This is a genomic window from Thalassobacillus devorans, from assembly GCF_011761345.1.
Taxonomy (GTDB): domain Bacteria; phylum Bacillota; class Bacilli; order Bacillales; family Halobacillaceae; genus Thalassobacillus; species Thalassobacillus devorans.
The window spans coordinates 772,233-799,009 of sequence record NZ_JAASRY010000001.1; the positions used below are offsets into that span (position 1 = coordinate 772,233).

Below are 26,777 nucleotides of genomic sequence, written 5' to 3' on the forward strand. Positions count from 1 at the left end.
CAGAGCTTGCAATTTTCCTTTATCTCTGTCTGGAAAAATTGAATTTTCTGTCTTAGGAAAATTATCCGAGTTAAAATGTATAAATACGAGTGTATTTACCATAATAGACCAACTAATTTTGCCGATGTTTGTCTAGTTTTGCGAATTTATTTACAAGCCTCTGATTATCGGTCATAATTTATCTCGTTGAAAAAAATAGTTGGAGGTTTTTTTTCGTGGAACAAACAGAAAAGGAAGTCACATTAGTGGAATTGGAAGGAAAGATCAACCATTCTCAAAAAAAGATGTTGTCCTTAGCTGACCAGTATGGAAGGGATAGTCTATATACCATTAAGCAAAGTCAGGTTTTAGATACGCTTATCATCGAGTATATGAGACGTAAAAGAAAAATCAGCTAGCTTGAAAACGGATCCGTGTCAATCCATTTCTGCTATGGTAAACTATCTTTAAAAGCAGGGATTGGAGGTAACCTTGTGTCCAATTTCAATCATGCTGAACAACTACTGGAGAAAATTGAACGCTTACGTAACAAAATGGCCAGGGTTGCCTTAGCGAAAGGCTTTTCAAGCCCTGAATCGGTCCGTATCAGCCAGGAGCTGGACGAACTATTGAACATCTATGACAATTATACAAACAAATATAAAAAAACATAAAAAGGCTGTCCTGTTTGGTGGGAGAGCCTTTTTATAATGGGCTATATGGCTGGTTTTTCTATTGCTCTTTCTGCTATCATGATAGAAAGGGCAAAGGAGGAATGCTGCATGAACATCGGTTTTATCGGTACAGGAGTTATGGGGAAAGGCATGATCGGCCAGCTGCTTTCTAAAGGTTATGAGGTTTGTATACATACTCGGACGAAATCAAAAGCTGAATCGTTGATAGAAGCTGGGGCAGAGTGGTGTAATAATGTTGCGGACTTGGCAGAAAAAAGTGATACGATCATCACGATAGTCGGCTATCCTTACGATGTCAAACAGGTTTATTTTGAGGAAAACGGTTTGCTGGATAATGTACGTGAGGGAATGCACCTGATCGATATGACAACGTCGACCCCAAGCCTGGCTGAGGAAATAGCGAAGGCTGCCAGTGAGAAGGGGGCAGAAGCATTAGATGCACCGGTGTCCGGCGGGGATATCGGAGCAAGAGAAGGCAAGCTGTCCATCATGGTTGGCGGCTCTGAACAAGCATTTGCAACGGTCAAACCAATTTTCGAAGCGATGGGAACAAACATTGTCTACCAGGGACAGGCTGGTGCAGGGCAGCATACGAAAATGTGTAACCAGATTGCGATAGCTTCTAATATGTTAGGAGTGGCAGAAGCGGTGGTATATGCAGAGAAATCTGGCTTATCTCCGGAAAATGTGTTGAAAAGCATTTCCACAGGGGCAGCAGGCAGCTGGTCGTTAAGCAACCTGGCTCCGCGAATGATCGGCGGAGATTTCGCTCCTGGTTTTTATATTAAGCATTTTGTGAAGGATCTGAGAATCGCCATCGAAGAAGCTGACCGGATGGGACTGGAACTTCCGGGCCTTAAGCTGTCGGAGTCCATTTATGAGCGTCTGGTTGAACTAGGCTATGAAGACAATGGCACACAGGCTGTCTACAATTTTTACAAGTAAGCAAAACACCGCTGGCAGCTGCCAGCGGTGTTATTAATTTGACCTCTTTTCATTTCTTGTGTTGTCTCTATTAGGAATTTTATTTCTCTCTTATTTTCAAATGTGTCACTCATAACTTCGATTTTGTCTCTCATAATTTCAAAAACTTCTCTCTTCCCCTTATTATTGTCTCTCTTAATCAAAATAGTGCTCATTTAACGTGAAATTGTCTCACAAAAGAGGTGAAATTTACTTTTTCATAAATGCGGCCAGACGGTCCATTCCTTTCTCCAACGTCTCCATATCATAGGCGTAAGACAGCCGCATATATCCTTCACCGTAATCGGAAAAAGCATCCCCCGGCACTAACGCAACTCCCGCCTCACGCACCAGTTCGAGACCAAGCTCAAAGGAAGTCAGCTCCCCTTTTGCAAGTTTTGGGAAAATATAAAAGGCTCCGCCAGGCTGGATGTATTCGAGCCCCATTTCATCCATCCGCTCCATCACATAATCACGACGTTTTCGATATTCTTCGCGCATGGCAACCGGGTCGTCTGCTCCTTTTTCAATCGCTTCCAGTGCTGCATACTGACTGATCGAGGTGGCACACGAGACGTTATATTGGTGCACTTTTAAAATGTGTTTCATCAATACTGCCGGCCCCAGCAGATAGCCGATCCGCCAGCCGGTCATGGCGTGGGATTTGGAGACCCCATTAACGACAATGACCTGATTCCTTACTTCAGGGAACGAAGCAATGGATACATGCTCCTGTTCATAAACGAGCTCACTGTAGATCTCATCCGCAAGCACAATCAGATCTTTGCCAGCAATGAGTGTTGCGATTTCTTTCAGCTCTTGTTCGGTCAACGTAACTCCGGTCGGGTTGGACGGGTAGGGAAGGATGATGCACTTAGTCCGGTCGGTCATTGCCTGTTCGATTAAATCAGCTGTCATTTTGAACCCGTTACCTGCTATATCAATATGGACCGGAACACCGCCAGCCAAGCGGATCAATGGTTCATATCCCGGGTAAACCGGTCCTGGCAACAGAACTTCATCTCCTGGGGAAAGCAGGGTCCTTAAGGTAATATCAATGCCCTGAGATGCCCCGACCGTCACAATCACTTCTTCTGCCGGGTCATAGTCCAGGTTATATTTACGGGACACAGAGCTACTGATTGCATCCCGCAGTTTTAAAATGCCAGCATTGTGGGTATAGGTAGTATAATTTGAATCGATTGCCTGCTGGGCAGCCTGTTTCACGTGCTCCGGGGTGTGGAAGTCAGGCTGGCCGATTGATAGGGATAGGACATCCTCATAGTCACTGACCATGTTAAAAAATTTACGGATGCCGGAAATTTCGATGTCTTTGATATTTTTGTTCACTAAATGTTCCATAAGAAGGCCTCCAATTATTAGAAAAATCAAAAATGTTAACAAAATGTTCAAACAATTTAGATAAGTGAGTTAATAACTTTGATATAATAATAACGTAAACTTCATGAAAGGAGCATACGACATGCGACCAAATTTACCTTCCTTTGATGAACTTGTCAACAAAAACAAGGAAGAACTTTTAAGAGATCCGCGCGCCATGCAGGAAATTGAGAAGAATCTCGAAGAAAAGCAATCCAAAAATGTCAAACTGAATGTAAACTGATTATACCATTAGAAAAACTTGGCCTGTAGCCAGGTTTTTTATGGCGGAAGACTCCACTTTATATCAATAAACAGACAGCTGCCTATAACCAGGCAGCTGTATTGCGTTTTGAGTGGATACGTTTGACCGCACCCTGAAAAATGTTAAAATTTCCATATCAGCAAAAAGAAGGTGTTTTGGTATGGAAAAGACAGGCCTTGTGTTAGAAGGCGGGGGCATGCGCGGAACTTATACTGCCGGTGTACTGGATTATTTTCTTGATATGGATCTTCATTTTCCCTATGTAATCGGAGCATCAGCAGGAGCGTCAAACGGAAGCTCCTATGTAGCGAAGCAGCGGGGGAGAAACTATGATGTGCTCGTCGGCTACGGCGATCACCCGGAGTATATTTCCTTTAAACGGGCGTTCCGTCAGAAAGAACTGTTCGGCATGGACTTTATTTTCGACAAACTGCCGAATGAGCTTGTCCCATTCGATTATGATACATTTGAAGCAAGAAAGACGATGTTTGCGGTTGCTACAACAGATATGGAGACAGGGATGCCCCACTATTATGATGATTTTCCAGACCGGAACAGTTTACTTACGATCATGCGGGCATCCTGTTCGATTCCTTTGATATCGCCAAGCATTCCCTATGATGGTAAATATCTGATGGATGGTGGGATAGCCGACCCTGTGCCGATTGAACGTTCTATCGAACAGGGGAACGAAAAACATGTGGTCGTACTGACGAGAAATCAAGGATATATGAAGAAAAGAATGCGGCTTGGCTGGTATATCCAGCGCAAGTTCAAACAGTATCCTAAATTCGTGGACAGTCTCCTTAATCGTCATGATAAATACAACCAGTTGACAAGAAGGCTGTATGAGCTTGAAAAAGAGGGGAAAGTATTTATTATCCGTCCGGATGAGCCGCTTGCGGTCGGGAGAGTAGAGCGTAACAAACGAAAGCTTCATAACCTGTACATGCAAGGCTATAACGAAATGAGACAGAAGGAGAAAGCCTTGGAAGACTTTTTGAAAGCATAGAATAATCCACCAGGACCAGGTCCTGGTGGATTTTTTAATTTAGTCTAGGAAATTAGGTTACATCCTGCTTCTACGCACAGGACGTGCCGTTTTTAGTCGAACGTCATTACTAGCAAGGCGCATGCGCTTTTATACTTTAAATTCGCTTGAACAAAATATTATTTTCTAAATGAATATGCTGGAATGTATCGGCTTCGAGTTCTGCCAGCCGCTTGTAAGTGATCCGGTACGAGTTACAAGCGTCCAAAGGCGGTTCAAACCCATTGGTCAGGTTATGCATTTCTTTTAAGAGATCCCCGGCCTGGTCGTGTTCATCCTCTAATCCGCCATTCGCTTCGTGAATCCGCTGCCGCAACTCTTCACTTGGCTCTAAGTCATATTGCTTGATCAGCGGGAATACTTCCATTTCTTCTTTGATCAGATGGGACTCCAATTCGACTTTCAGATTATTATACAATCGATGTAATTCTTGCAAATGCGGTTGGTTAGCACCGTGGACCCTGTAGATTTTTGTGACAAACTGGCCTAATGCCGGCAGTTCATCATTCAAAAATGCATGATGGGTGTAAACGATGTGATCAACGAGTTCGGTGTTGGAAACTTTGCTCCAATCCGGACCTTGATTTCCTTTTGTAATCCATTCGGAGTAATCTTCATTCAACTGGTGTAAAATCATGTCTTCATCCATTTTCTTTTCATCGAATACTTCTCCGAGCGGACGATCTCCTCCACAGCAGAAGTCGATCCGGTTCTTTTTGAATAAGTCGCTCGCCTTCGGATATATATTTACGATCTCAGCAGGTGTGTTTTCTCTTGTAAAAGTGGTCATTTCATCAACCTCCTTAATTGGTTACCTCTATCATACAAGGTATCCACTATGGAGATAATGATATAAATCACACCCTGGCTGTGATTTTCACACGTTTACGACTTTTTGAAATGACGACTACCGCAGAAATGATAGCAAGCATGCCAGCCATTTGCCATCCATTAAAAGCATCATCAAAAACAGTAATACCGATAATGATAGCCACTACCGGTTCGATGGTGCTCAATATGGAGGCTTTCGATGCTTCCATTTCAAATAATCCGAGTGTGTAGGAGATATAGGCAACAGCTGTCGGCAACAGCCCAAGTCCGATGCCTAGCATGAGCGGACCGGGAGACAACAGCGTCACCAATTTTTCCTGATATGGAAAAAATGGAAGCAAAGCTGCCGTCGCCGTAATGAATGTATAAAAGGTGATGGTCAGGCTGTCATATTTTACAAAAGCGAATTTGCTGAAAATGCTATATAAAGCATAGCCGAAGCCGGATCCGATCCCGAGTAAAATACCGGCAGTAGATAAACTTGCATCCGGTGCTGGGAAGGCACCAACCGCAAAAGCAGCACCGACCAGTGTCAACCCAAGGGCCAGCCCTTTTTTAGCCGTGTACGGCTCTTTAAATAGAATAATAGATAGAATCATGACAAAAGCGGGGCCAGTATATAAGAGGGCAGTGGCAATCGGGATATTGGTTTCAGCCATACTGGCAAACAGGCAATAGTTGAAGAACACGATACTCCCGATTCCGGTGCCTAAAAAATACCGGATATCTTTCCAGTTTTTCAGTTTCATCTGTTTACGATACCGGAGCAGCATGTAGCCAAGGAGAAATACGCTGGCGAAAAAAACCCGGATCGTCACAATTTCCATAGGGGTAAAGCCTGCTTGTTCCAGCAGTTTTACATACAACCCGATCGTTCCCCAAAGCGAGGCGCCGATCAGTACGAGTAGGATAGCTTTTTTCATTGAAATTCCTCCTGATGAACGAATTATATCAGAAGTAAAAGCAGACCGGCTATCATTCTTTCAGATTTCTTTAATGGGTTTAAAATCTCGCAGTCCTGACCACACTGGTGGTGAATGGAAAGGGGACGTGATGAAATGAAAGACTGGTTTAATTGGAGCATTATAAGTAAGTGGCTGGAATTCGATCTCGACACTTTTGCAATCCTTGGAATCGATCCGACTTATATACATTTTCTCCTGCCATTTATGTTACTGGCTGCCGGAGTCTGGTTATTCGAACCGGTTACACTATGGCTCATGCACGCTAACTGGAAGCGGCTGCTTACTTTTATAGTGATCAGCCTGGCGGTAACCAATTTGTTGATCAGTATTCAGTTGTACCGGGTGGTGAAATTGAATGGAAGTATCGCGGAGGAAGCGTTGGCCGTGCAGCTGCTCGCAGTCGTGGTATTTGGGGTATGTTATACGCTGTATGGAATCCTCAGGCAGGTGTTCCGCTTTTTCAGAAAATCATCAAAGCCCGCCGTCAAGCGATGGTGAAAATTTGACCTGTTGCCAAAAAGGCAGCAGGTTTTTTTCATGTTTTAAAAGAGAGGAGCCGCAAATAAACTGCCGAAGCATGCAAAAAATATTTTCCCCTTATCCTGAACAATCTGTGATGTATGTCATAGAGGAAGGTACAGTTGTTTGCTAGTATCAAGGTGGAAAATGAATTTTCTGTCATCATCTAATCTGAATGGATAGAATTCATCCCCGTTATCTGTCTTGCTATTGGGAACATTCGCCTGTTCATCCAATTTTGCAAGCGCTGACAAATGATTGGCAGGAAATTTTACTATCAGGCTTTGCGCCCCCTTGTTGATTAGGGAATGGGAACAAGGCCGTTTAAAAGAAAGGAGGTTGATATTGTATGCACATTGTTGTTTGTGTCAAACAGGTGCCAGATACGAAAGTCATTAAGATCAATCCGAAAACGAATACACTGGACCGGCGAGGCGTCCCCTCAATCATGAATCCTTATGATGCTCATGCGGTACAGGAGGCAGTACGTCTGAAGCGCGAGTACGGCGGCAAAGTATCTGTGTTATCGATGGGACCACCCCAGGCCGAGGCAGTTATCAAAAAAAGCATCGAAATCGGTGCTGATGAAGGTTATTTGATCTCCGACAGGGCATTTGCAGGAGCCGACACATTAGCCACCAGTTATGCCCTGACAAAAGCGCTCGAAAAAATAAGCTCAGCATCCCCGATCGATATGATTTTCTGCGGAAAACATGCGATTGACGGAGATACCGGGCAGGTAGGACCCGGCATTGCCAGCAGGCTCGATATCCCGCCAGTAACAAACATCACTTCCATCACAAAAGTCACCAAAGACTATGTAGAACTCCAACGTAAGCTTCAAGACGGGTATGCCCATATCCGTACCACACTTCCTTGTCTGATAACCATAGAAAAAGAAATTAACGAGATTGAATATGCACCGTTCCCGAATATGTTGAAAGCAGTCTCTTGTCAACCGGTCGTTTGGAATGTCGACCAGTTAGGAGAAGTCGACCGAAAACAACTAGGACTGAAAGGATCGCCGACCGTAGTAGGAAAAATGTTCGCACCTCCGAAGCAGGAAGGCGGACACAGGTTGGAAGGTAGCCCCCAGGAGCAGGTGGACCAGCTGCTTCATGTATTGCAGGAAAAACGTCACTTGTTCCATAAGAAAGGGGGAGCAGCGGTATGATAGAAGACCATCGAGGTATCTGGGTGTTTGCTGAAGTCGTCGATGGCAATATAGCAGGTGTATCGCTTGAGCTTCTCGGCGCAGGAAGAGAATTGGCAGATAAGCTGGAAACGCCGCTTGCAGCGGTACTGTTAGGACATGAAGTCCGGCATCTGACTGATCCGTTGATCCACCATGGTGCTGATGAAGTATATGTCATCGACGCACCGGTGTTAAAGGACTACAGAACCGAACCTTATTTAGCAGGAATGGGAAAATTAGCGCGCATGCACCTGCCGGAAATCATCCTCTATGGAGCTACTCCCAATGGAAAAGACATTGCATCTGCAGTCGCAACCGACTTGAAGACTGGGCTTACGGCCGATTGTACGATGCTTGATGTCGATGTGGATAAAAGGCTATTAGAGGCAAGCAGACCCGCGTTTGGCGGCAACATCATGGCGACAATTCTTTGTAAAAAACATCGCCCGCAAATGGCCACTGTACGCCCCAAGGTGATGAAAGCATTAGAACCGGATGCTTCCAGGAAAGGAACGGTTATGGAGGAAAGTCTGGACATGAAGGAAGCGGATATCCGCACGAAGGTGCTTGAAATTGTCAAAGGACCAGGTAAGTCGGTAAACCTGGAAGATGCTGATGTCATTGTTTGCGGCGGCAAAGGGATGGGAGATGAACAAGGATTCCAGCTCATTCATCAATTTGCTGAAACAATCGGTGCCACGGTTGGCGGTACCAGGGATGCTGTCGAAGCAGGCTGGCTTTCCCATGATCACCAGGTCGGGCAGACGGGTGAGACAGTGACTCCGAAAATTTATTTCGCCATTGGAGTCTCCGGTGCGATCCAGCATACAGTAGGGATGAAAAACTCCGAAATGATCATCGCCATTAATAAAGATCCGGAGGCTCCTATCTTTGAAGTCGCCACCTATGGGATTGTAGGAGATGCCAGGGAAATCCTGCCGGTTCTGATCCATGCTTTTGATGAGCTGCTGAAGGAAGAGGTGGTTTCCCATGCCTGAAAAATTTGACGTCATCGTCGTTGGTGCCGGCCCTGCCGGAACCAGCTGTGCCTATTTATGTGCGAAAAACGGACTGAAGGTACTCCAAATTGAACGAGGGGAATACCCTGGCGCTAAAAACGTCATGGGCGGGGTGCTGTATAAGCAGCAGTTGGAAGAAATCATTCCCGAATTCTGGAAGGAAGCCCCCATTGAACGACCGATAGTGGAGCAACGGATGTGGCTGCTCGATGAGGAATCTGCGATTACACTTGGCTATAAGGGCCAGGCATGGGCTAATGAGGAAAACTATAATAACTTTACGATATTGCGCGCCAAGTTCGATCAATGGTTTGCAAAAAAAGCACAGGAACAAGGAGTAACCTTAATCAACGAAACGGTAGTGGATGCTTGTCTCGTCGAAGAAGGCAAAGTAATCGGGGTAAGAACTGATCGTCCTGATGGGGATGTATATACTGATGTCGTCGTACTGGCAGACGGTGTCAATTCGCTGCTTGCCAAACAACTCGGATTCCATGAGGAAATAGAGCCTGCTCAAGTAGCATTGACGGTGATGGAAGTACTCAACCTGCCAGCGGAAACCATCAATGAGCGGTTCAACCTTGAAGATGGGCAGGGGTGTACCATTGAAATGTTCGGTGATGCCACAAAAGGGCATCTCGGGACGGCCTTCCTGTATACAAACAAGGAAAGCCTGAATATCGGAGTGGGAACCACATTGTCGAGCCTCGTAAACAGTAAAATGAAGCCTTATGACCTTTTGGAATATGTGAAAAATCATCCGATCGTCAAACCGCTGATTAAAGGAGCAGAGGAAGCGGAATATCTCGCACATTTAATACCTGAAGGAGGGTATCACGCCATCCCGAAGCTGGTTGGAGACGGCGTGATTGTTGCCGGCGATGCCGCCCAGCTTGTCAACGGCATTCATCGCGAAGGTTCCAATATGGCGATGAAATCCGGCAGTTTTGCTGCTGAAGCCATCTTGCTGGCGAAACAAACCGGTAAGTATACCGAAGAAGTACTGGATATCTACCGGGAAAAAGTCTACGAAAGCTTTATTGGCAAGGACTTGGAAAAGTATAAAGATGCCACGGAAACATTGGAAAACCATCCGCAATATTTGAAAGAGTATATTCCGATGCTGAACCGGGCTGCACGCACCTTCTTTACCGTGGACGGAATAAGTAAACAGGAAAAGCAAAGAGGGATTTTCAATATGTTTATGGAACGCGGAAAAATCCGGACCGTACAGGATATGTACCGGGCATGGAAGGTGATGAAATAATGGCGAAAGCGACGATTGAAGAAAAACAGTATCTCGTCAGGTTCAGAGCGGATAAGGAATCCCATTTGAAGATTCTTGACCAGACGCTTTGCCTGGAAAAATGCCCGGATAAGCCTTGTACTTATTTTTGTCCGGGAGAAGTGTATAAGTTTGAAGGAGACCGAATTCAGGTGGGGTATGAAGGCTGTCATGAATGCGGCAGCTGCAGGATTGGCTGTCCCCACGATAATATTGAATGGAAGTACCCAAAAGGCGGGTATGGCGTCGTATTCCGACTGGCATAGTTAAAAGTGCTGCTCTTAATTTAATCATAGGAGCAGCACAACATTTTTGAGTATTAAATTCAGAAAATTCAAATTACCATTATGATTTCAGGAGAGGGGGAAGGCTGGGATGAATTATGTAGAATACTATACGAGAAAAGCGATTTCGATTGGAGAAAGAGATTTGAAAGTATTAAGAAGTTTAGCGAATAGTAATGATAGGGAGACAGAGTACTGGCTGATCGTATTAAGAGGAGCCGATGCTGAAGATGTAAAAGTAAAATGGAAGGTTGCCTTAATGACAGCAAGGCGTGATAGAAATTATGACTGTCATGCCAGGCCTGTTAGTGAAAAAGACTGTACTTCTTTCCAGGCCGGTCTCGATCTTATCAAAGAGTGGGAGTACAGGTTATGGGAAGATCGCTGGTTTGAAGAAGGGCAAGCTACATGAACACGTCTAAACCATAGACGTGTTTTATTTTTTGCAGGAAAATCATCAAATTGGCTTCAGGCGTGGTTTTCAAATTCTTGAAACATAAACGCAGGAAGCCGATAATAGAATGGGAGAAACAGAAGGGAGCGTATATTGATGGTGGAAGTGGGGAGCATTTTTGCTTTATTCCTGTTATTTGGGGTGCTGGTCTTTGTGCTGAATATTGTAACCAGCATTTGGGCTTACCGCGATTCACGGAGAAAAGGTAAAAGCCAGGAGTATGCCTTACTCATTTTAATCGGCACTTTATTTTTTCCGGTTATCGGCTTGATCATTTACTTAATCATCCGTAATGACGTCTGATTTCTGAAATTGTCTAGTAATCGGTGGTTGTGTCCAGTAAGTGTTCAGAAATGTCTAGTAAAAAATAATAAGTGTCCAATATTATTCAGAAACTGTCTAGTAAGTTCATAAAGATGTCCAGAAGGCTATACCTTCTGTCTAGTAAACAAGCTGCGCGTCTGGAAAAATCGTATAATACATAACCAAAAGGCTGCACCCAGTTGGGTACAGCCTTTTCTATTTCGGGGAGAGATTCTATTTGTCAACCACCTTGAACAGGTTGTCGTGCCATTGATAGGCATGCTTGGATAGATCCTCTGGGGATTCCTTTCGTGGGGAAGCATTTTTCACGATTTCTTTTTGCTCGACTGGCAATTTTTCGTAAGCATCCCTGAGTTCACTTGTGTATTGCATATGCCGTTTCAATTGATAGAGAAAATCATTCATTTGATCCATCATATCTACCTCCTCTATCATCTATCTTCCTCTTATCGGAAAAAATAAAACCTGCAGTCAGCGTAGAGCTGATTGCAGGTGGTCCTAGCGACTCCTTAATTTAGCAAGCAGCCGGAGCATTTCAATATATAACCAGACAAGGGTGACCACAAGTCCAAATGCTCCATACCATTCCATGTGCTTTGGAACCCCGCGATTCGATGCACGTTCGATAAAATCAAAATCAAGTACGAGATTCAAGGCGGCAATCGCTACAATAAAAAGACTGATGCCGATCCCGAGCAGACTGGATTCATGGAGCAGGGGCACGTGCATGGATGATGTAAAGACACGAAGGACAATATCCACTAAATAGACAAGGAAAATTCCGAGGGTAGCAGCCATCACACCCATACGGAAATTCTTCGTAACCTTAATAATACGCAGTTTATAGATAATCAATAGACCGAATAAAGTCATAATCGTAAGCAGTGCAGCCTGGACGACGATGCCTTCGTACAGACTGGCATACTGCGCTGAAATCGCTCCGATGAATAAACCTTCCAACGCGGCGTATACTGGAGCGGTGACAGGAGCTGCTTTTGGTACAAAAGCGGTGATCAAAGCGAAAATCAACGAGCCGATGATGCCAACCCAAATATAGATTCCGACGGGCTCACCTGCAGCATAGAGGTTCCAGGTGTAATAGGCAGTAGCCATCAAAAGGAACAGCAGAATGAATACTCGGTTGACGGTCCCCTGTAAAGTCATCGTGCGCTTACCAGTGGCAGCACGCTGTTTATTGAAAGTCCGGTCATTCAAAGTAGGATTAGCAGTTCGCAAGGTATCCCTCCTCCTATATCGTTAAGCTAGTCTATGTTTCTTCCTTCTTATTCTATGCCTCTCTGTTAGCTATGTAAAAGAAAACAATGTCTTACCACCATAGAAACAATCTGCGAACTAGTGAAATCCTTAATGGTTCTGTCCATAATACCGCTGCAGAAATACACTACGCTTTCCGCGGGCGGCTGATGAGCCTCCTCGAGCTAACGCTCTCCGGGGTCTCATCCAGGCCTCTGCTCCCGCAGGAGTCTCCGTGTATTTCTTCCGCTGATAGTGAGCTTATTGTTTTTAATTATCTTTTTTATACTGAAGCGTTCGTAATAGCACCCTAAGAGTCGAAATAATAAAACTTTCATTAGAGAATTTATAATAGCGTAGGCAGAATACGTAGACTCCTTGGGGAACAGCACGAGTCCGAAGACCCCACAGCGGTGGGTTTCCGCGAGGAGGCTGAGGCCGTGCCCCAGGAAAGCGAAGTGTTCTGCCGAAGCGGGTGAGCAGCACTCACGAAAAAAATCATTGTCTCGCAGTTTATATATATAGGGTGTTAAAGGGCGACAGTGCATTTGTAAAGGGAAAATGAAAAAGACCCCTGGGGAAAGGGGTCCTTTCAGAATGAATTTTGGTTAAACGGTGCCAAGTTCTTTATTACGTACGACTAAGACAGCGTGGATGGCACCTGGAATCCAGAAAATCGCTGTCAGAATCAAGTTGAATAAAGCTGTCATTGGTCTGCCTGCCATGAATACTGCTAAAGGCGGCAGTAGTACTGCCAGAATGTATTTTAACATAATCAAATGCCTCCTTTTAATGTATAACATACCACTAGAAAGCAGGCATTAATCATCTCATTGAAAAATGAGTAAAATAGTTCACGAAAACAGGCAGCCCCAAACCGTGGGCTGCCTGTACGATCATACGACTTTATATTTGTTTTGCTGAGACAAGGACTGGATGGCAGGGAGTTTTGCAATATCCATGTTACCTCCACTGACGATGACACCACAGTTATGGGAGTTGATTTTTTTATGATAGGAAAGGAGGGCTGCTAATGCTGTAGCGCCGGCGCCTTCTACCATAGTTTTCTCCCGTTCCAGCAGCTGGACCATGGTGGCCGCAATCTGCTGATCAGAAACCGTGATCATCTTATCGACATAGTTTCGGATGATCGGATACGTTTTTTCTCCCGGACGTTTTACTGCAATTCCATCAGCAATCGTCGAAACAGATGGAAGGGAAGTAGCCCCTTTGGAGTGAAACTGATTATAAGTGGCACTTGCACCTTCTGCCTGAACGCCGATTATCTGAATGGCCGGGTTGATGCTTTTCGCGGCAAAAGCAATGCCGCTGATCAGGCCGCCTCCGCCGACCGGGACGATAAGTGTATCCAGGGAAGGCTGGTCCTCAAGCATCTCGATGGCAATCGTTCCTTGTCCCGCCATGACATCGGGATCATCAAATGGGTGGATGAATACAGCTTTGGATCGCTTCTGTTCTTCGATAGCCGCCTCATAGGCTTCCTGAAACGACTCGCCCGTCAGCACGACTTTTGCTCCGTAGCCTTCTGTAGCTTTGGTCTTTGCTTTCGGTGTGTTGGCTGGCATGAATATCTTCGCTTCGATGCCGCGTTTAGCGGCCGCCAGAGCGACACCTTGGGCATGGTTGCCGGCAGAAGCGGCAATTACCCCACGCTTCATTTCATGCTTGGTCAATTGCGAGATTTTATAGCTGGCACCTCTGATTTTAAATGCGCCTGTTTTTTGCTGGTTTTCCATCTTCATAAACACATTTTTTCCTGTTTGTTCATTTAATGTCGCTGAAGTGGTGAGCGGGGTACGATGCACAACAGAGGATAGCTGTTCCATAGCATCCGCCACCTTGGTTAATAATAACGAATTCCCAATGTCTTCACACTCCTTGGTATTTTTATTTTATTACTTATGATTTTCTAATGGTGGTAGATAAATCTGTATCCACTTTCATCATCCAATAATTTGCTGGCGTTCTTCGTAGGCGGTGATTTTTTCTTCGTTCGTTAATGTGACGGCGATTTCATCCCAGCCGTTCAACAGCATCTGTTTATGGTAATCCGAAATGTCGAAGCTGAAGTTGAATTCATCTTCATCGACGACCAGCTGCTTTTCCAGATCAACCGTCAAATGAAGCTTTTGCTGCTCAGCTTTTTTAATGATTGCCTGTGTTTCATCTTCTGTCAGTTTGACAGGGAGGATGCCGTTCTTGACACAGTTATTATAAAAAATGTCTGCGAAGCTTGGTGCGATTATAACTTTGAAGCCGTAATCCAAAATTGCCCAAGGTGCGTGTTCCCGGGAGGAACCGCAGCCGAAATTATCTCCGGCGATCAAAATGGAAGCGTCATTATACTTCTCATCATTCATCGTAAAGCTGTCACGTTTTTCTCCTTCTTCATCAAATCTCCAGTTATAAAAAAGGAATTGGCCGAAGCCCTGGCGTTCGATTCGTTTCAGAAATTGTTTTGGAATGATTTGGTCTGTATCGACATTTGAGCGATTCAATGGGTAGACAAGCCCGGAATGAACGCGAATCGGTTCCATGGAAAGACCTCCTATCTGTTTACTGTTGTATTGGTAATTTTTCTTACATCAACAAAATGACCTTCAAGTGCAGCCGCTGCCGCCATTTCCGGGCTGACCAGGTGGGTGCGGGCACCATTTCCTTGTCTGCCTTCGAAGTTACGGTTGGAAGTAGATGCGCAGCGTTCGCCAGGAGGTACGATATCGTCATTCATCGCCAGGCACATGCTGCATCCTGCCTCACGCCATTCAAAGCCGGCTGTTTTGAAGATGACATCCAAACCTTCTGCTTCCGCTTGTTCCTTGACTGTTCTCGAGCCTGGAACCACTAGGGCAGTGACTTTGTCATCTACTTTTCTGCCTTGAATGACATCTGCTGCCTTTTTCAAATCACTCAACCGGGAGTTGGTACAGGAGCCGATAAAAACATAATCGATTTTAACAGAGTCGATCGGCTGATTGGCTTTCAGTCCCATGTAGTCAAGTGCCCGCTGGACAGCGTCCTGCTCATAATCTTTTTCCTGGCTGGCAGGGTCCGGTACATTGGAGCTGACTGGAATACACATGGATGGATTCGTTCCCCATGTTACCTGGGGTTCGACTTCATTGGCATCGATTTCAACGGTGGCATCGTAGCTTGCACCTTCATCGGTAGCCAGGGCACGCCATTTATCGGCAGCTTCATCAAAAGCTTCTCCATCCGGAACATGGCGTCTGCCGCGAAGGTACTCGATAGTCGTATCGTCTGGTGAAATCAGACCGGCGCGGGCACCTGCTTCAATAGACATGTTACAGACCGTCATCCGTTCTTCCATGGAAAGGTTGCGGACAGCTTCACCTGTATATTCGATAACATAGCCAGTTCCGAAACGGACGCCGTGCTTGGCGATAATAGCCAGAATCAAATCCTTAGCAGTAACGCCAGTGCCAAGTTTGCCATTCACTTTAACCTCAAGCGTTTTCGGAGCTGCCTGGCCAAGTGTCTGGGTGGAGAGCACATGTTCCACTTCACTGGTTCCAATTCCAAAGGCCAATGCCCCGAATGCCCCGTGAGTTGAAGTGTGGCTGTCACCACAGACTATTGTTTTACCTGGCTGGGTAAGACCAAGCTCCGGTCCGATAACATGGACGATACCTTGATCGGGATGGTCAATGTCAGCAAGCGGGACACCGAACTCTTCACAATTTTCTTTTAAGGTATGCATCTGTTTTTTTGAAACTTCATCTTTGATGATATGGCGTTGCTTTGTCGGGACATTGTGGTCCATCGTGGCAAACGTCAATTCAGGACGGCGCACTTTCCGCCCTTTCATTCTCAGTCCTTCAAAAGCCTGGGGAGATGTGACTTCATGAATCAGATGCAAATCGATATAAAGCAGATCAGGCTTGCCAGGCTCCTGATGGACAATATGATTTTCCCAAATTTTTTCGATGATTGTTTTTGGCTGGGTCATTTTTTTCACTCCTAGCGTCCGTAATCAGGCATATGCACTCATGATACAGCTGGCTGCATCACTTTCTGTCAGATATTCCACGACTTTACGAGTCATGTTAGTCGTATCCGTTTCAATGCCATTTGCTACTTTCAAATCTTTTGTATGATAGCCGGTGTCGATGACTTCTTCTACCGCTTTTTCAATGCAGGCTGCTTCTTCCTCCATACCGAAAGAGTGGCGTAGCATCAATGCCGTAGATAAAATCATCGCCAGCGGGTTGGCGATATTCTGCCCGGCAATATCCGGTGCAGAACCATGTACTGGTTCGTAAAGTCCGACACCATCGGAACGAAGGCTGGCAGAAGGAAGCATGCCCAGTGATCCAGTCAGTACAGAAGCTTCATCACTCAGGATGTCACCGAACATATTTTCTGTGACGATGACATCGAACTGTGCAGGGTTCTGAATCAGCTTCATAGCCGCCGCATCAACAAGCATATGCTCGACCGTAACATCCGGGTAATCAGCCTTTTTCTCTTCGACGATTTCGCGCCAAAGCTTACTGGATTCCAGTACATTGGCTTTATCGACCGAAGTCAGATGGTTGCGGCGCAGACGAGCGCTTTGGAATGCTTTATCTACGATTCTTTCGATTTCATGGCGTTCATAGTAAAGTGTATCGACAACCGACTGCCCGTCTTCGCTGCGTTCTGATGGAGTACCGAAATAAAGCCCTCCCGTTAATTCACGGACAATCAACAGGTCGCTGTCTTCGACAAGTTCTTCCTTCAGCGGGGAAGCGCCAAGCAATTTCTTGAAACCTTTGACCGGACGAAGGTTGGCAAACAGACCAAGTTCTTTCCGGATGCCAAGCAATCCTTTTTCAGGACGAAGATGGGAAGGGAGGTCATCCCATTTTGGACCACCTACCGCACCCAGCAATACAGCATCCGCTCGTTTACTAGCAGCGACTGTCTCCTCCGGAAGGGGAGTGCCATGCTCATCGACAGCCGTACCGCCGATGGCATGAGTTTCAAACGTAAACGAATGACCGTATTTTTCAGCAACTTCTTCCAGGACGGAACGGGCGGAACCGATGATTTCCTGACCGACTCCATCTCCAGGCAGCAATACGATATGTTTGTTCATAAAATTTCCTCCCTCAATAATAGTAGTGGTCCTTTCACGTTTATACGTGCGCTTGTTTTTGTTCCTGCACGTGCTGGGTGACAAATACGCGGTTGACCGCATTCAAAAATGCATTGGCGGAAGCTTCTAATACGTCCTGAGCAGTACCGCGGCCGCTTGTTTCTGTGTCATTGACCGTCATTTTTACATGAACTTCTGCTAAGGCATCGCGTCCTTTGCCAATCGAGCTCAATTGATAGTCCTCCAGATGAATTTCTTCATGGACAAGACTTTCGAGCGTATTATAGATGGCCTCGACACTTCCTTGACCGGTGCCGGCATGTTCGAGTCTTTTTCCTTCTGGCGTAGTCAAAGCTACTGTCGCTGTTGGCAGGTTGGCAGAACCATATTGGACCTGGAATGCTTCCAGCTTATATTTTTTGATAGCAGCACTGTCGACCTGCGTATCCATCAGGATCGTAAACAAGTCCTCGTCGGTGACTTCTTTTTTCTTGGCTGTCAGCTGTTTAAAGGCTTTGAATGCTTCTTTCATTTTTGCATCGTTGAAGCGATAGCCAAGCTCATGAACTTTTTCTTTGAAAGCATGGCTGCCGGAATGCTTACCAAGCACCATGTTGTTTGATTTCACTCCGACCATTTCCGGTGTGATGATTTCGTAAGTGGAGGCTTCTTTTAAGACGCCATCCTGATGGATTCCTGATTCATGGGCAAACGCATTGCGGCCGACCACTGCTTTGTTTCCAGGAATCATCATGCCGGTCAGCTTACTGACCATGTCACTCGTCCGTTTGATTTCTTTCAAGTTCAGGCTGTTTGTAAACGGGTAGACATCCTGGCGAATTTTCATCGCGACTGCAATTTCTTCAAGAGAAGCATTGCCGGCACGTTCGCCGATTCCGTTGATCGTACCTTCCACCTGAGTTGCACCATTTTCAATCGCTGCGATCGAGTTGGCTACTGCCATGCCAAGGTCATCATGACAATGGGCAGAAAGGGAGACTTTATCGATATTTGGAACGTTTTCTCTCAGATGGCGGAACAGACTGCCGTATTCTTCCGGCGTCGTATAGCCGACTGTATCCGGAATGTTGATGACGGTGGCCCCGGCATCAATGACAGCTTCGATGATTTTAACAAGAAAATCTTTGTCCGTTCTGGTAGCATCTTCTGCTGACCATTCGATGTGATGAAATTTCTCTTTCGCGTAAGCGACTGTCTCGACTGCTGTCTGCAAAACTTCTTCCGGTGTTTTTTTCAATTTATAAGTCATGTGAATGGGGGAGGTGGCAAGGAAGACGTGGAGGCGAGGCTCCACACCATCCTTTAAAGCTTCCCATGCTGTATCGATATCACTTTTTACTGCACGAGCCAATCCTGTTACCGAAACGTTTTTGATCGTACGGGCGATTTCCCGAACAGCTTCGAACTCTCCTTCTGAGGAAGCCGGAAAACCGGCTTCCATGATATCAACACCGAAACGTTCCAGCTGCTTGGCGATTTCGATTTTTTCCAGTTTGTTCAGATTGACTCCGGCTGATTGTTCACCGTCACGAAGGGTGGTATCAAACACCTTCACATGGGTCATATACTTACACCTCCTGTTTTTGTTTCTTCTGCTGCTTGACAAAAGGCATCAATTCGCGTAATTCACGTCCTACTTTTTCGATTTGGTGATTGTTTTCCAGGTTGTTGGTTGCATTAAATTCTGGACGGTTGACCTGGTTTTCTGTAATCCAGCCTTTCGCGAATTTGCCTGTCTGGATATCACTTAGCACTTCTTTCATGCGGGCTTTTGTTTCTTCGTTGATGACACGTGGTCCGGAAACGAAGTCGCCCCATTGTGCTGTATCGGAAATGGAATAACGCATGCCTTCCAGTCCGCCTTCATACATCAAGTCGACGATCAATTTCAGTTCGTGCATACATTCGAAGTAGGCAACTTCCGGCTGGTAGCCTGCTTCAGTCAATGTTTCAAAACCGGATTTGACAAGGTTGGAAAGCCCGCCGCAAAGGACCGCTTGCTCACCGAACAAGTCTGTTTCTGTTTCTTCCTGGAACGTGGTTTCCAATACGCCTGCACGGCCAGCGCCGATGCCTTTTGCGTAGGCAAGTGCTAATTCTTTTGCTTCACCAGTATAATCCTGTTCGACACCGATCAATGCTGGAACGCCTGCGCCTTCTTCGAATGTACGGCGTACCAAATGTCCTGGTCCTTTAGGTGCTACAAGGAATACGTCAACGTCAGAAGGAGGGACGACCTGGTTGAAATGGACGTTGAATCCATGAGCGAAAACGAGAGCATTGCCTTCCTGCAGATTCGGCTTGATTTGTTCTTCGAAAACTTTCGGCTGGTGTTCATCTGGAAGGAGCACCATTACTACATCTGCTTCTTCAACTGCTTCTGGTACGGTTTTGACTTCCTGACCGTCCTGTTCTGCTTTGTCCCAGGACTTCCCTGGTCTCAGACCGACTACTACCTGATGGCCGCTTTCTTTCAAGTTTTGGGCGTGAGCGTGACCTTGAGAGCCATAGCCTACAACCGCTACCTTTTTATTCGTCAATACCTGTTCGTTAATGTCGTTGTGATAAAGTACCTTTGCCATAATTAATCATCCTCCAAATTTGTTTTAGTAATTAAATTAATAATCTTGCTATTGATGGAGATGGAATTCACTCCCTTTCCTGCGGACGAACGGTCAAGCCTCCTCGCGAAACCCACGCTGCGGGGTCTTGACGCATTCGTTTTTCCGCGGGAGTGTCGCAAATTCCATCTCCATCAATGCTATAAGAGAGTAAGAATTATCTAATAAATTAGTAATCTTTCTGCTTAGCTATCCTGGTAGGTTCCATTTACCTCTAATTAATTAGAGGGGAGGGGAAACGGGGAGACTCCTCGAAATTGCATCCGCACTTTCTTCGTGCGTGGGTTAATTCTAGATGCTATTCAAAGTTCTGCGGGAAAGGTAAGACTGGAAAGACCCCGGAGGGCGAATGCCCGAGGAGGCTTGCCGTCTTCCCCGCGAAAAGCGAGTCGTTTCCCTGACCCGTTCCTACTATCACGGTAATGGAACCAGGAAAATCATTTTAAAATTGAGTAGTTTTTCATTTCTGCTACTTGTGGCTGCTGGCCGCGGAGGAAGGCGGTGAGGCCGGTCCGTGCCAGTTCTTTAATGCCGTATGGGCGAAGCAGATCGATCAATGCTTCAATCTTCTCATGCTTGCCTGTCACCTGAACGGTCAGACTGTCTTTGCTGATATCGATGATCGACGCCCGGAATGGTTCGATGATACCCTGAATTTCATTTCTTATCTGTGCATTGCTGACTACTCGGATCAATGCAAGTTCACTTGCAACAATCGCTTTATCGGTGATATCGGAAACCTTGAGAACATCAATTTGTTTATTCAGTTGCTTGGTCAGCTGTTCCAGTTTCCGTTCGTCTTCAACGTCGACAACAAATGTCATTTTGGAAATACCTTCTGCTTCCGTGCGGCCGACCGAAATACTTTCGATATTGAACTGTCGTTTCGCTAACAGCCCTGTTACCCGGTTCAGTACACCGCTTCGGTTTTGGACGGTTGCTGTCACAATTCTTCTCATGGTTTCACCCCGATCATTTCATGAATTCCTTTTCCTGGTGCAATCATCGGATAGACGTTTTCCTGCTGGAGTACCCGGCAGTCTACGACAACAGGTTCATCATTTGAGAGTGCTTCTGGAAGTTTTTCTTCCAGGTCCTGCTGTGACTCGATTCTCATGCCTCTTACATTGTAGCTTTCGGCAAGCTTTACAAAGTCAGGCTGTGTCGACAGGATGGATTCGGAATAGCGTTTTTCATAAAAGCTTTCCTGCCATTGGCGGACCATTCCAAGTGCCTGGTTGTTGACGATGATTACTTTTACCGGAAGTTTCATTTCCTGAAGGAGGGACAGCTCCTGCAATGTCATTTGGAAGCCGCCATCGCCGACAACAGCTACGACTTTTTCATCAGGAGCAGCAAGCTGAGCTCCAATGGCTGCCGGGAAGCCGAAGCCCATGGTTCCAAGTCCTCCGGAAGTGACCCAGCGATTCGGTTTTTCCAGTTTGTAGTACTGAGCTGCCCACATTTGATGCTGGCCTACATCTGTAGTCACAATAGCATCTCCACCCGTATAGCTGTGGACCTTTTCCATCAGCCATTGTGGCACCATGTCCGTTTCCGGCTTGTTGTACCAAAGTGGATATTCTTCCCGGTAGTTATCCAGCTTTTTGTACCATTCTTCCGTTGATGGGGCAGCAGCAGCATTTTTTAATAGAGCTTCCAATGCCGCTTTTGAGTCGGAAACAATCGGTATTTGGGTTGGTACATTCTTTCCGATTTCTGCCGGATCGACATCAATATGAGCGACGGTTGCTTTCGGTGCGAAATGTTCTAATTTTCCGGTTAGACGGTCATCGAAACGAGAACCGATATTGATAAGCAAATCACATTCATAAAGCGCCATGTTGGCTGCGTAGGTGCCGTGCATTCCTGCCATTCCGAATGAAAGGGAGTGGCTGCCAGGGAAAGTACCCAGCCCGTGCAGTGTGTGTACGACAGGGAGGGAATGCTGTTCAGCAAATGCTTTCAACTCTTCTGAAGCTTTCCCATGATGGATGCCGGCTCCAGCGAGCAGCACTGGTTTTTTAGCCTGCGCCATGGCATCTGTCAGCTTTTTGATTTGGAGCGGATTCGGTTTCAAGTTCGGTTGATAGCCCGGCAATGAGAACTCAACGCTTGGAGGATTGTCATCCACCTCGGTTGAAATATCTTTCGGAATATCAACCACAACAGGACCTGGCCGTCCGGTAGAAGCGATGTGAAAGGCTTCTTTTACAATTCTAGGCAGGTCGGACAGCGACTGTACCTGGTAGTTGTGCTTGGTGATTGGCGTTGTAATACCCATAACATCCGCTTCCTGAAAAGCATCGGTTCCGATAACGCCGCGAGCCACCTGACCGGTGAAAACAACGACCGGAAGGGAATCCATCATGGCATCCGCAATGCCGGTAATCAGGTTTGTCGCCCCTGGCCCGGAAGTGGCAATGACAACGCCTGGCTTCCCTGTTACTCTGGCATAGCCTTCAGCAGCATGGATTGAACCTTGCTCATGTCGGGCTAAGACGTGATGGAATGCATCACCGGAACGATACAACGCATCATAAATCGGTAAGACTGCCCCTCCCGGATATCCAAAAATGGTTTTGACTTCTTCCTGGATCAATGCATCCACGAGCAGGTCCGCACCTGACTTTGGTTTCGTTTGGGTTTCATAGTGCGGCTTCGCTTCTACCTTCATTTTTTAAATCCCTCCTAAGTGATATTTGAGTTTTTTAATCTAAACATTTTTAGCAATGAAAAAAGCCTTTTCATCCAACTCTTGTTTCCACATGGAACTAACGTGTGGAGCAAGAGGGGAGAAAAGACTTTGGCTTTTCACGGTACCACCCTCGTTTACAGTATCCTCGCAAATACTGCCTTGGGAAGCTGCCTATTCAACCAGTACAGCTTCTTTTGATAACAGGTGCTTAGGAAGGCACCTGGACGGACCTAATGGATGAATCGTTCAGCCCGACACTCAGGGAGGATGTCGGAATAAGGTGTATTTCCGGGCTTCCAGCAACCCCGGCTCTCTGTGAATACAATAACTTATCCCTTTGTTCCCGTCATGGAGTTAAATATAAAGTTGTCAGTTTCAGCTTACTTGAACTTTCGCATCAGAATCATATACTTTCACACCGTCTTCGGTAGTGAGTTTACGGAATTCAGACAACAGATGGTTGGTGACCTTACCAGGTTTACGGTTGTTAATCACCCGGGAATCTACTTCATTGACAGCAATGACTTCCGCCGCTGTCCCTGTCAGGAATACTTCATCTGCTACATAAACATCGTGGCGGGTGAATGGCTCTTCCCGCATTTCGTACCCTAAATTCTTCGCTAACTCAATGATCGTATTTCTTGTAATGCCTTCCAGTGCTCCCAGGTAGACGGGAGGAGTTTTGATGACCCCTTTTTTTACGATGAAGACATTATCGGCGGATCCTTCTGTGACATATCCCTGGTCGTTCAGCATCAATGCTTCATCGACTCCAGCCTGGTTCGCTTCCATTTTCACTAAAATATTATTTAAATAATTCAATGATTTCACTTGTGGAGGAAGAACATCGGCACGGTTCCTTCGGCTTGCGACCGATGCCAGCCGGACACCTCGTTCATAAAGTTCTTTCGGGAAGAGAGCGAGTGCTTCCGCGATGACTACGATTCGAGGTTCTGAGCACTTATTTGGATCTAACCCGAGATCTCCTGGACCGCGGGAAACAACGACGCGAATATAAGCTGTTTCCAACTGGTTCTTACGGACAGTCTCGACAATAATGTTCTGAAACTCCTCTTTTGTGTATGGGATATTCAGCATGATCGATTTTGCTGAGTCATATAAACGGTCAAGGTGTTCATCGAGTTTGAAGATGTTCCCGCTGTAGACACGAATACCTTCGAACACCCCATCTCCGTATAGGAAACCATGATCATAAACAGATACGACTGCGTCCTGTTTGGTGACGTATTCGCCGTTGAGATAAATCCATTGGTTACTCATCCTTTTGCACACTCCTCTCTTTAACTGATTATTTTTTAAAATTCATAAAATATTGTTGTGAAATTTATGAGCCCGGCTAACAAAATATGTGTAAGTTTCGGGGCCCAAAACTTCCTGCCTTTCAGCTTTCAGAAAATTATTTTTTTTTGAATTTGACGATTACTATACGCCCTTATTTGCAGGGCGTCAACAGGGTAAAAGTAAATTTTCTGATAGTTTAGATAAATCAGAAAAACAGTAAACGCTTACATTGTTGAAATGACAACATTTCGTTTTTAAAAAAATTTTCTAAAAAATTTTATCAGTATATTCCGAATGGTGGGTGAATACCTGTTCAGAGCGGGTTGGGGAAGTTTCGGCCTGGATGTTAATGGAAAAAATATTGACAAAAAAATAAAAACTTCCAGACAAAAATGGCTGAAAGTTTTTAGGAGATTTCATTTGATTTTCCCTTTAAATATATATCAAGAGCGTTTGCCACGCTGATTCCAGGGGCGGAAGTTCATACTTCCAAGATAGGAGGAGGTATAGGAGCTTTTTTGAAAAGATTTGTTTTTGGAGGGGGCCGGTTTCCGATCCAAATAACGATACAAATTTTTCTTCGCCCGGGAAAGAGACAATCGTGGTTTAGGGTTGCGGTAATCTTTGTCCAACTTCCCTAAATGGCGAAGTTCCTGAAAATCCTTTTTCTGCGCTGGAATATGAAAGTAATAGTTTCCTATCTGGATCAACAGGGTGGAATGCTGTTGACTTAATTTAGGATGATCAGAAAAGTGGAGGCCGAGTTTTCTGGCGCGGCTTTCCTTGAGAAGCTTCGCGATGGTATGTTTTTTTAAATCATACAATTCTTTTGGTTCAGGTGCTGTCTTAGCGTGGCGGTTGATAATAAATAACGATTCGGCTAATTCCTGGTCGGTCAACGCATGTTTTTCTTTCAACGTATACACTCCTTTCTTGTAACACTATAGGCAACGGTAAAGTTAAAGGCGCACAATAAGGTGCGCCATTGGATTATTGTGTTTTCTTAAGGTCCTCTAAAATCTCTTCCATGGATCCCGATTCTGTACCACTGTAATGTTTGATTGCTTCTCCATCAGGATTCACCAAATAAAAGCGTGTACCATGCATCATTTGATCGGAATTAGGTTCTTCTTCCAGCATGGACTGGAACGACTTGATGGAAAGCTGACGAATTTCATCAAAATCATAGCCAGTTAAAAAGTCCCAGTTGGCAAAGTCTGCCTGGAATTTATTCCCGAATTCTGTTAATACCTCAGGATCATCATTTTCAGGGTCGACACTGAAAGAGACTAACTGCACATCTTTAATACCTTCTTCTTCCATCATTGTCTGAAGGCGTGCCATATTAGCAGTCATTGGCGGACATACGGTATCACAATTGGTGAAAATAAAATCAGCTACCCAATATTGCCCCTGGTAGTCTTCTAAACTTTTTTCTTCACCTTGCTCATTGATTGCTGAGAATTCTCCCACATCCCGGGACATATTTTCCTCAATTTCCTGACCGCATGCAGCCAAGAATAACAACACAGCAAAAAAAGGCAAGGACAGTTTGTACATAAGTTTCATCCTGTTCCCTCCAACCTGAAGCTGTCAATCTTCTTTAACATTCGAAATTTATTGTAACATGAAGGCTGGCGTGTTGCTATTTTTGGCTCATTTGTCATAAAAATGTCGTAATTTCCTCAACTATTTTTTAACGTATGAACAGTAAATTCCGGTTTACACAAGAATCGGTAAGGAAGCCTGGTGGTACCGAGACCACGGCTGACATAGAGATCGAGATTACCGATCGTATGCCGTCCTTCTACATACTTTTCAGCATAGGGCGGTGTTACAAGGTACCCGAAAAAAGGAATCTGGACTTGACCGCCATGGCTGTGCCCTGATAATTGCACGTCTACCGGGTAGTTAGCTACCTCATCCGCATAATCCGGTTCATGAACCATCAGGAGTACGAAGGAATCGCGATCAGTTCCCTGCAGTGTTTTTTCCATATCCGGTTTACCAAGCATGAGATCGTCAACTCCAGCAAGAATGAAGGAAGCTCCTTCTTTTTTTATAACAGTATGTTCGTTTTGAAGCAGTTGAAAGCCGCTTTCGTCCATCTTTTTCTTAACGATATCTGTACCATAACCACCATGATCATGGTTGCCGTAAATCCAGTACTTCCCATGAGGAGCTTGCAGCTTTTTTAATACCTCGACAATATTGCCACCCCACTCGTAGGCGTTGGGACGATCGACAAGGTCTCCGGTGAAAAGTATCAGATCCGGCTTGATACGGTTAATTCGATCAACGACTTCTTTCAATTGCTCCAATGTATAGTGAAAGCCGACATGGGTATCGGAAAACTGTACGACCTTAAAGTCACGGAATGACCCGGGAATTTTACTATTTATCAGTGTTTCTTCTTGGATAGTGAGCATATCCGGCTCCATGTATCTCGCATAATAGTATGTTCCACCGCTTAAGCCCAGTAATGCAAGAAGACTGCCGAATGCTTTTTTTAAGAAAGCTCGCCGATTTATCTTCATATAAATTTCCTTT

30 protein-coding genes are annotated in these 26,777 nt (G+C 45.4%); 12 read left to right on the plus strand and 18 right to left on the minus strand.

Translation table 11 applies throughout. From position 1 onward, the window contains the following. Positions 1-215 precede the first annotated feature (215 nt). The 3 genes from FHS45_RS20150 to FHS45_RS03855 all read left to right on the plus strand — a co-directional run bounded on the left by FHS45_RS20150 (position 216) and on the right by FHS45_RS03855 (position 1,619). A complete protein-coding gene (locus tag FHS45_RS20150) occupies positions 216-398 on the plus strand; it encodes an aspartyl-phosphate phosphatase Spo0E family protein (RefSeq protein ID WP_062445529.1) in 183 nt (60 codons plus the stop codon). A gap of 75 nt (positions 399-473) precedes the next feature. After that, positions 474-653, plus strand: a complete 180-nt coding sequence (locus FHS45_RS03850) for an aspartyl-phosphate phosphatase Spo0E family protein (protein ID WP_062445531.1) — start codon at positions 474-476, stop codon at positions 651-653. A gap of 108 nt (positions 654-761) precedes the next feature. After that, a complete protein-coding gene (locus tag FHS45_RS03855) occupies positions 762-1,619 on the plus strand; it encodes an NAD(P)-dependent oxidoreductase (RefSeq protein ID WP_148350108.1) in 858 nt (285 codons plus the stop codon). A gap of 228 nt (positions 1,620-1,847) precedes the next feature. Here the strand turns inward: FHS45_RS03855 and FHS45_RS03860 are convergent, their stop codons facing one another. Then, complete coding sequence (locus tag FHS45_RS03860; protein WP_062445535.1) at positions 1,848-2,999, minus strand: aminotransferase A; 1,152 nt, start codon at positions 2,997-2,999, stop codon at positions 1,848-1,850. 121 nt (positions 3,000-3,120) lie between these two features. Here FHS45_RS03860 and FHS45_RS03865 point away from each other — a divergent pair, with 121 nt between their 5' ends. After that, positions 3,121-3,261 carry an FbpB family small basic protein gene (locus FHS45_RS03865; RefSeq protein ID WP_139823822.1) on the plus strand — a complete coding sequence of 47 codons (141 nt, stop codon included), beginning with the start codon at positions 3,121-3,123 and terminating at the stop codon, positions 3,259-3,261. Between the two features lie 181 nt (positions 3,262-3,442). Then, complete coding sequence (locus tag FHS45_RS03870; protein WP_062445537.1) at positions 3,443-4,294, plus strand: patatin-like phospholipase family protein; 852 nt, start codon at positions 3,443-3,445, stop codon at positions 4,292-4,294. Positions 4,295-4,430: 136 nt separating this feature from the next. On the opposite strand, the gene ric is transcribed toward FHS45_RS03870, so the two are convergent. Both ric and FHS45_RS03880 read right to left on the minus strand, forming a co-directional pair. Further along, complete coding sequence (gene ric / locus FHS45_RS03875; protein ID WP_062445539.1) at positions 4,431-5,123, minus strand: iron-sulfur cluster repair di-iron protein; 693 nt, start codon at positions 5,121-5,123, stop codon at positions 4,431-4,433. 67 nt (positions 5,124-5,190) lie between these two features. Further along, complete coding sequence (locus tag FHS45_RS03880; protein WP_062445541.1) at positions 5,191-6,087, minus strand: DMT family transporter; 897 nt, start codon at positions 6,085-6,087, stop codon at positions 5,191-5,193. Between the two features lie 135 nt (positions 6,088-6,222). On the opposite strand from FHS45_RS03880, the gene FHS45_RS03885 reads away from it, so the two are divergent. The 7 genes from FHS45_RS03885 to FHS45_RS03915 all read left to right on the plus strand — a co-directional run bounded on the left by FHS45_RS03885 (position 6,223) and on the right by FHS45_RS03915 (position 11,188). Beyond that, positions 6,223-6,627 (plus strand): hypothetical protein, encoded by a 405-nt coding sequence (locus FHS45_RS03885; protein WP_062445543.1) that lies wholly within the window; start codon positions 6,223-6,225, stop codon positions 6,625-6,627. A gap of 370 nt (positions 6,628-6,997) precedes the next feature. Then, positions 6,998-7,822, plus strand: coding sequence for an electron transfer flavoprotein subunit beta/FixA family protein (locus FHS45_RS03890; protein ID WP_062445545.1), 825 nt, complete (start codon positions 6,998-7,000; stop codon positions 7,820-7,822). Further along, the gene (locus tag FHS45_RS03895) at positions 7,819-8,841 is read left to right on the plus strand and encodes an electron transfer flavoprotein subunit alpha/FixB family protein (RefSeq protein WP_062445547.1); all 1,023 of its coding nucleotides are present in this window, start codon (positions 7,819-7,821) and stop codon (positions 8,839-8,841) included. Before FHS45_RS03890 ends, FHS45_RS03895 begins: the two co-directional genes overlap by 4 nt. Further along, positions 8,834-10,129: an FAD-dependent oxidoreductase gene (locus tag FHS45_RS03900; protein ID WP_062445550.1), complete on the plus strand. Its 1,296-nt coding sequence runs from the start codon at positions 8,834-8,836 to the stop codon at positions 10,127-10,129. The genes FHS45_RS03895 and FHS45_RS03900 overlap by 8 nt, the downstream gene beginning before the upstream one ends. Further along, complete coding sequence (locus tag FHS45_RS03905) at positions 10,129-10,413, plus strand: ferredoxin family protein (protein ID WP_062447895.1); 285 nt, start codon at positions 10,129-10,131, stop codon at positions 10,411-10,413. The genes FHS45_RS03900 and FHS45_RS03905 overlap by 1 nt, the downstream gene beginning before the upstream one ends. A 109-nt stretch (positions 10,414-10,522) precedes the next feature. Continuing rightward, positions 10,523-10,843 (plus strand): hypothetical protein, encoded by a 321-nt coding sequence (locus FHS45_RS03910; RefSeq protein WP_062445552.1) that lies wholly within the window; start codon positions 10,523-10,525, stop codon positions 10,841-10,843. A gap of 138 nt (positions 10,844-10,981) precedes the next feature. Next, on the plus strand, positions 10,982-11,188 hold the full coding sequence (locus FHS45_RS03915; RefSeq protein ID WP_062445554.1) for a PLDc N-terminal domain-containing protein: 207 nt from the start codon (positions 10,982-10,984) through the stop codon (positions 11,186-11,188). 234 nt (positions 11,189-11,422) lie between these two features. Here FHS45_RS03915 and FHS45_RS03920 read toward each other — a convergent pair whose 3' ends face one another. From FHS45_RS03920 to FHS45_RS03990, 15 genes are all read right to left on the minus strand, one after another. Continuing rightward, a complete protein-coding gene (locus FHS45_RS03920) occupies positions 11,423-11,644 on the minus strand; it encodes a hypothetical protein (protein ID WP_082412041.1) in 222 nt (73 codons plus the stop codon). Between the two features lie 63 nt (positions 11,645-11,707). Continuing rightward, on the minus strand, positions 11,708-12,445 hold the full coding sequence (locus tag FHS45_RS03925; RefSeq protein ID WP_062445556.1) for a Bax inhibitor-1/YccA family protein: 738 nt from the start codon (positions 12,443-12,445) through the stop codon (positions 11,708-11,710). 626 nt (positions 12,446-13,071) lie between these two features. Next, positions 13,072-13,236 (minus strand): YqaE/Pmp3 family membrane protein, encoded by a 165-nt coding sequence (locus tag FHS45_RS03930; protein ID WP_082412042.1) that lies wholly within the window; start codon positions 13,234-13,236, stop codon positions 13,072-13,074. 123 nt (positions 13,237-13,359) lie between these two features. Then, positions 13,360-14,310, minus strand: coding sequence for a threonine ammonia-lyase (gene ilvA, locus FHS45_RS03935; RefSeq protein WP_062445558.1), 951 nt, complete (start codon positions 14,308-14,310; stop codon positions 13,360-13,362). 117 nt (positions 14,311-14,427) lie between these two features. Continuing rightward, positions 14,428-15,021 carry a 3-isopropylmalate dehydratase small subunit gene (gene leuD / locus FHS45_RS03940; RefSeq protein ID WP_062445560.1) on the minus strand — a complete coding sequence of 198 codons (594 nt, stop codon included), beginning with the start codon at positions 15,019-15,021 and terminating at the stop codon, positions 14,428-14,430. A gap of 11 nt (positions 15,022-15,032) precedes the next feature. Continuing rightward, the gene (gene leuC, locus FHS45_RS03945; RefSeq protein ID WP_062445563.1) at positions 15,033-16,454 is read right to left on the minus strand and encodes a 3-isopropylmalate dehydratase large subunit; all 1,422 of its coding nucleotides are present in this window, start codon (positions 16,452-16,454) and stop codon (positions 15,033-15,035) included. Positions 16,455-16,478: 24 nt separating this feature from the next. Continuing rightward, positions 16,479-17,585 carry a 3-isopropylmalate dehydrogenase gene (gene leuB / locus FHS45_RS03950; RefSeq protein WP_062445565.1) on the minus strand — a complete coding sequence of 369 codons (1,107 nt, stop codon included), beginning with the start codon at positions 17,583-17,585 and terminating at the stop codon, positions 16,479-16,481. Between the two features lie 40 nt (positions 17,586-17,625). Next, positions 17,626-19,170, minus strand: a complete 1,545-nt coding sequence (locus FHS45_RS03955) for a 2-isopropylmalate synthase (RefSeq protein ID WP_062445567.1) — start codon at positions 19,168-19,170, stop codon at positions 17,626-17,628. A gap of 4 nt (positions 19,171-19,174) precedes the next feature. Then, positions 19,175-20,188 carry a ketol-acid reductoisomerase gene (gene ilvC / locus FHS45_RS03960; RefSeq protein WP_062445569.1) on the minus strand — a complete coding sequence of 338 codons (1,014 nt, stop codon included), beginning with the start codon at positions 20,186-20,188 and terminating at the stop codon, positions 19,175-19,177. A 476-nt stretch (positions 20,189-20,664) separates the two neighbouring features. After that, the gene (gene ilvN / locus FHS45_RS03965; RefSeq protein ID WP_062445571.1) at positions 20,665-21,186 is read right to left on the minus strand and encodes an acetolactate synthase small subunit; all 522 of its coding nucleotides are present in this window, start codon (positions 21,184-21,186) and stop codon (positions 20,665-20,667) included. After that, entirely contained in the window at positions 21,183-22,904 is a 1,722-nt protein-coding gene (gene ilvB / locus FHS45_RS03970; protein WP_062445573.1) for an acetolactate synthase large subunit, read from the minus strand. Before ilvB ends, ilvN begins: the two co-directional genes overlap by 4 nt. A 396-nt stretch (positions 22,905-23,300) precedes the next feature. After that, on the minus strand, positions 23,301-24,206 hold the full coding sequence (gene ilvE / locus FHS45_RS03975) for a branched-chain-amino-acid transaminase (protein ID WP_062445575.1): 906 nt from the start codon (positions 24,204-24,206) through the stop codon (positions 23,301-23,303). A gap of 464 nt (positions 24,207-24,670) precedes the next feature. After that, positions 24,671-25,144 (minus strand): YkyB family protein, encoded by a 474-nt coding sequence (locus FHS45_RS03980; protein ID WP_062445577.1) that lies wholly within the window; start codon positions 25,142-25,144, stop codon positions 24,671-24,673. 73 nt (positions 25,145-25,217) lie between these two features. Then, positions 25,218-25,796 (minus strand): SCO family protein, encoded by a 579-nt coding sequence (locus FHS45_RS03985; RefSeq protein ID WP_166761356.1) that lies wholly within the window; start codon positions 25,794-25,796, stop codon positions 25,218-25,220. A gap of 116 nt (positions 25,797-25,912) precedes the next feature. Beyond that, a complete protein-coding gene (locus tag FHS45_RS03990; protein ID WP_062445578.1) occupies positions 25,913-26,764 on the minus strand; it encodes a metallophosphoesterase in 852 nt (283 codons plus the stop codon). Between the last annotated feature and the right edge of the window lie 13 nt (positions 26,765-26,777).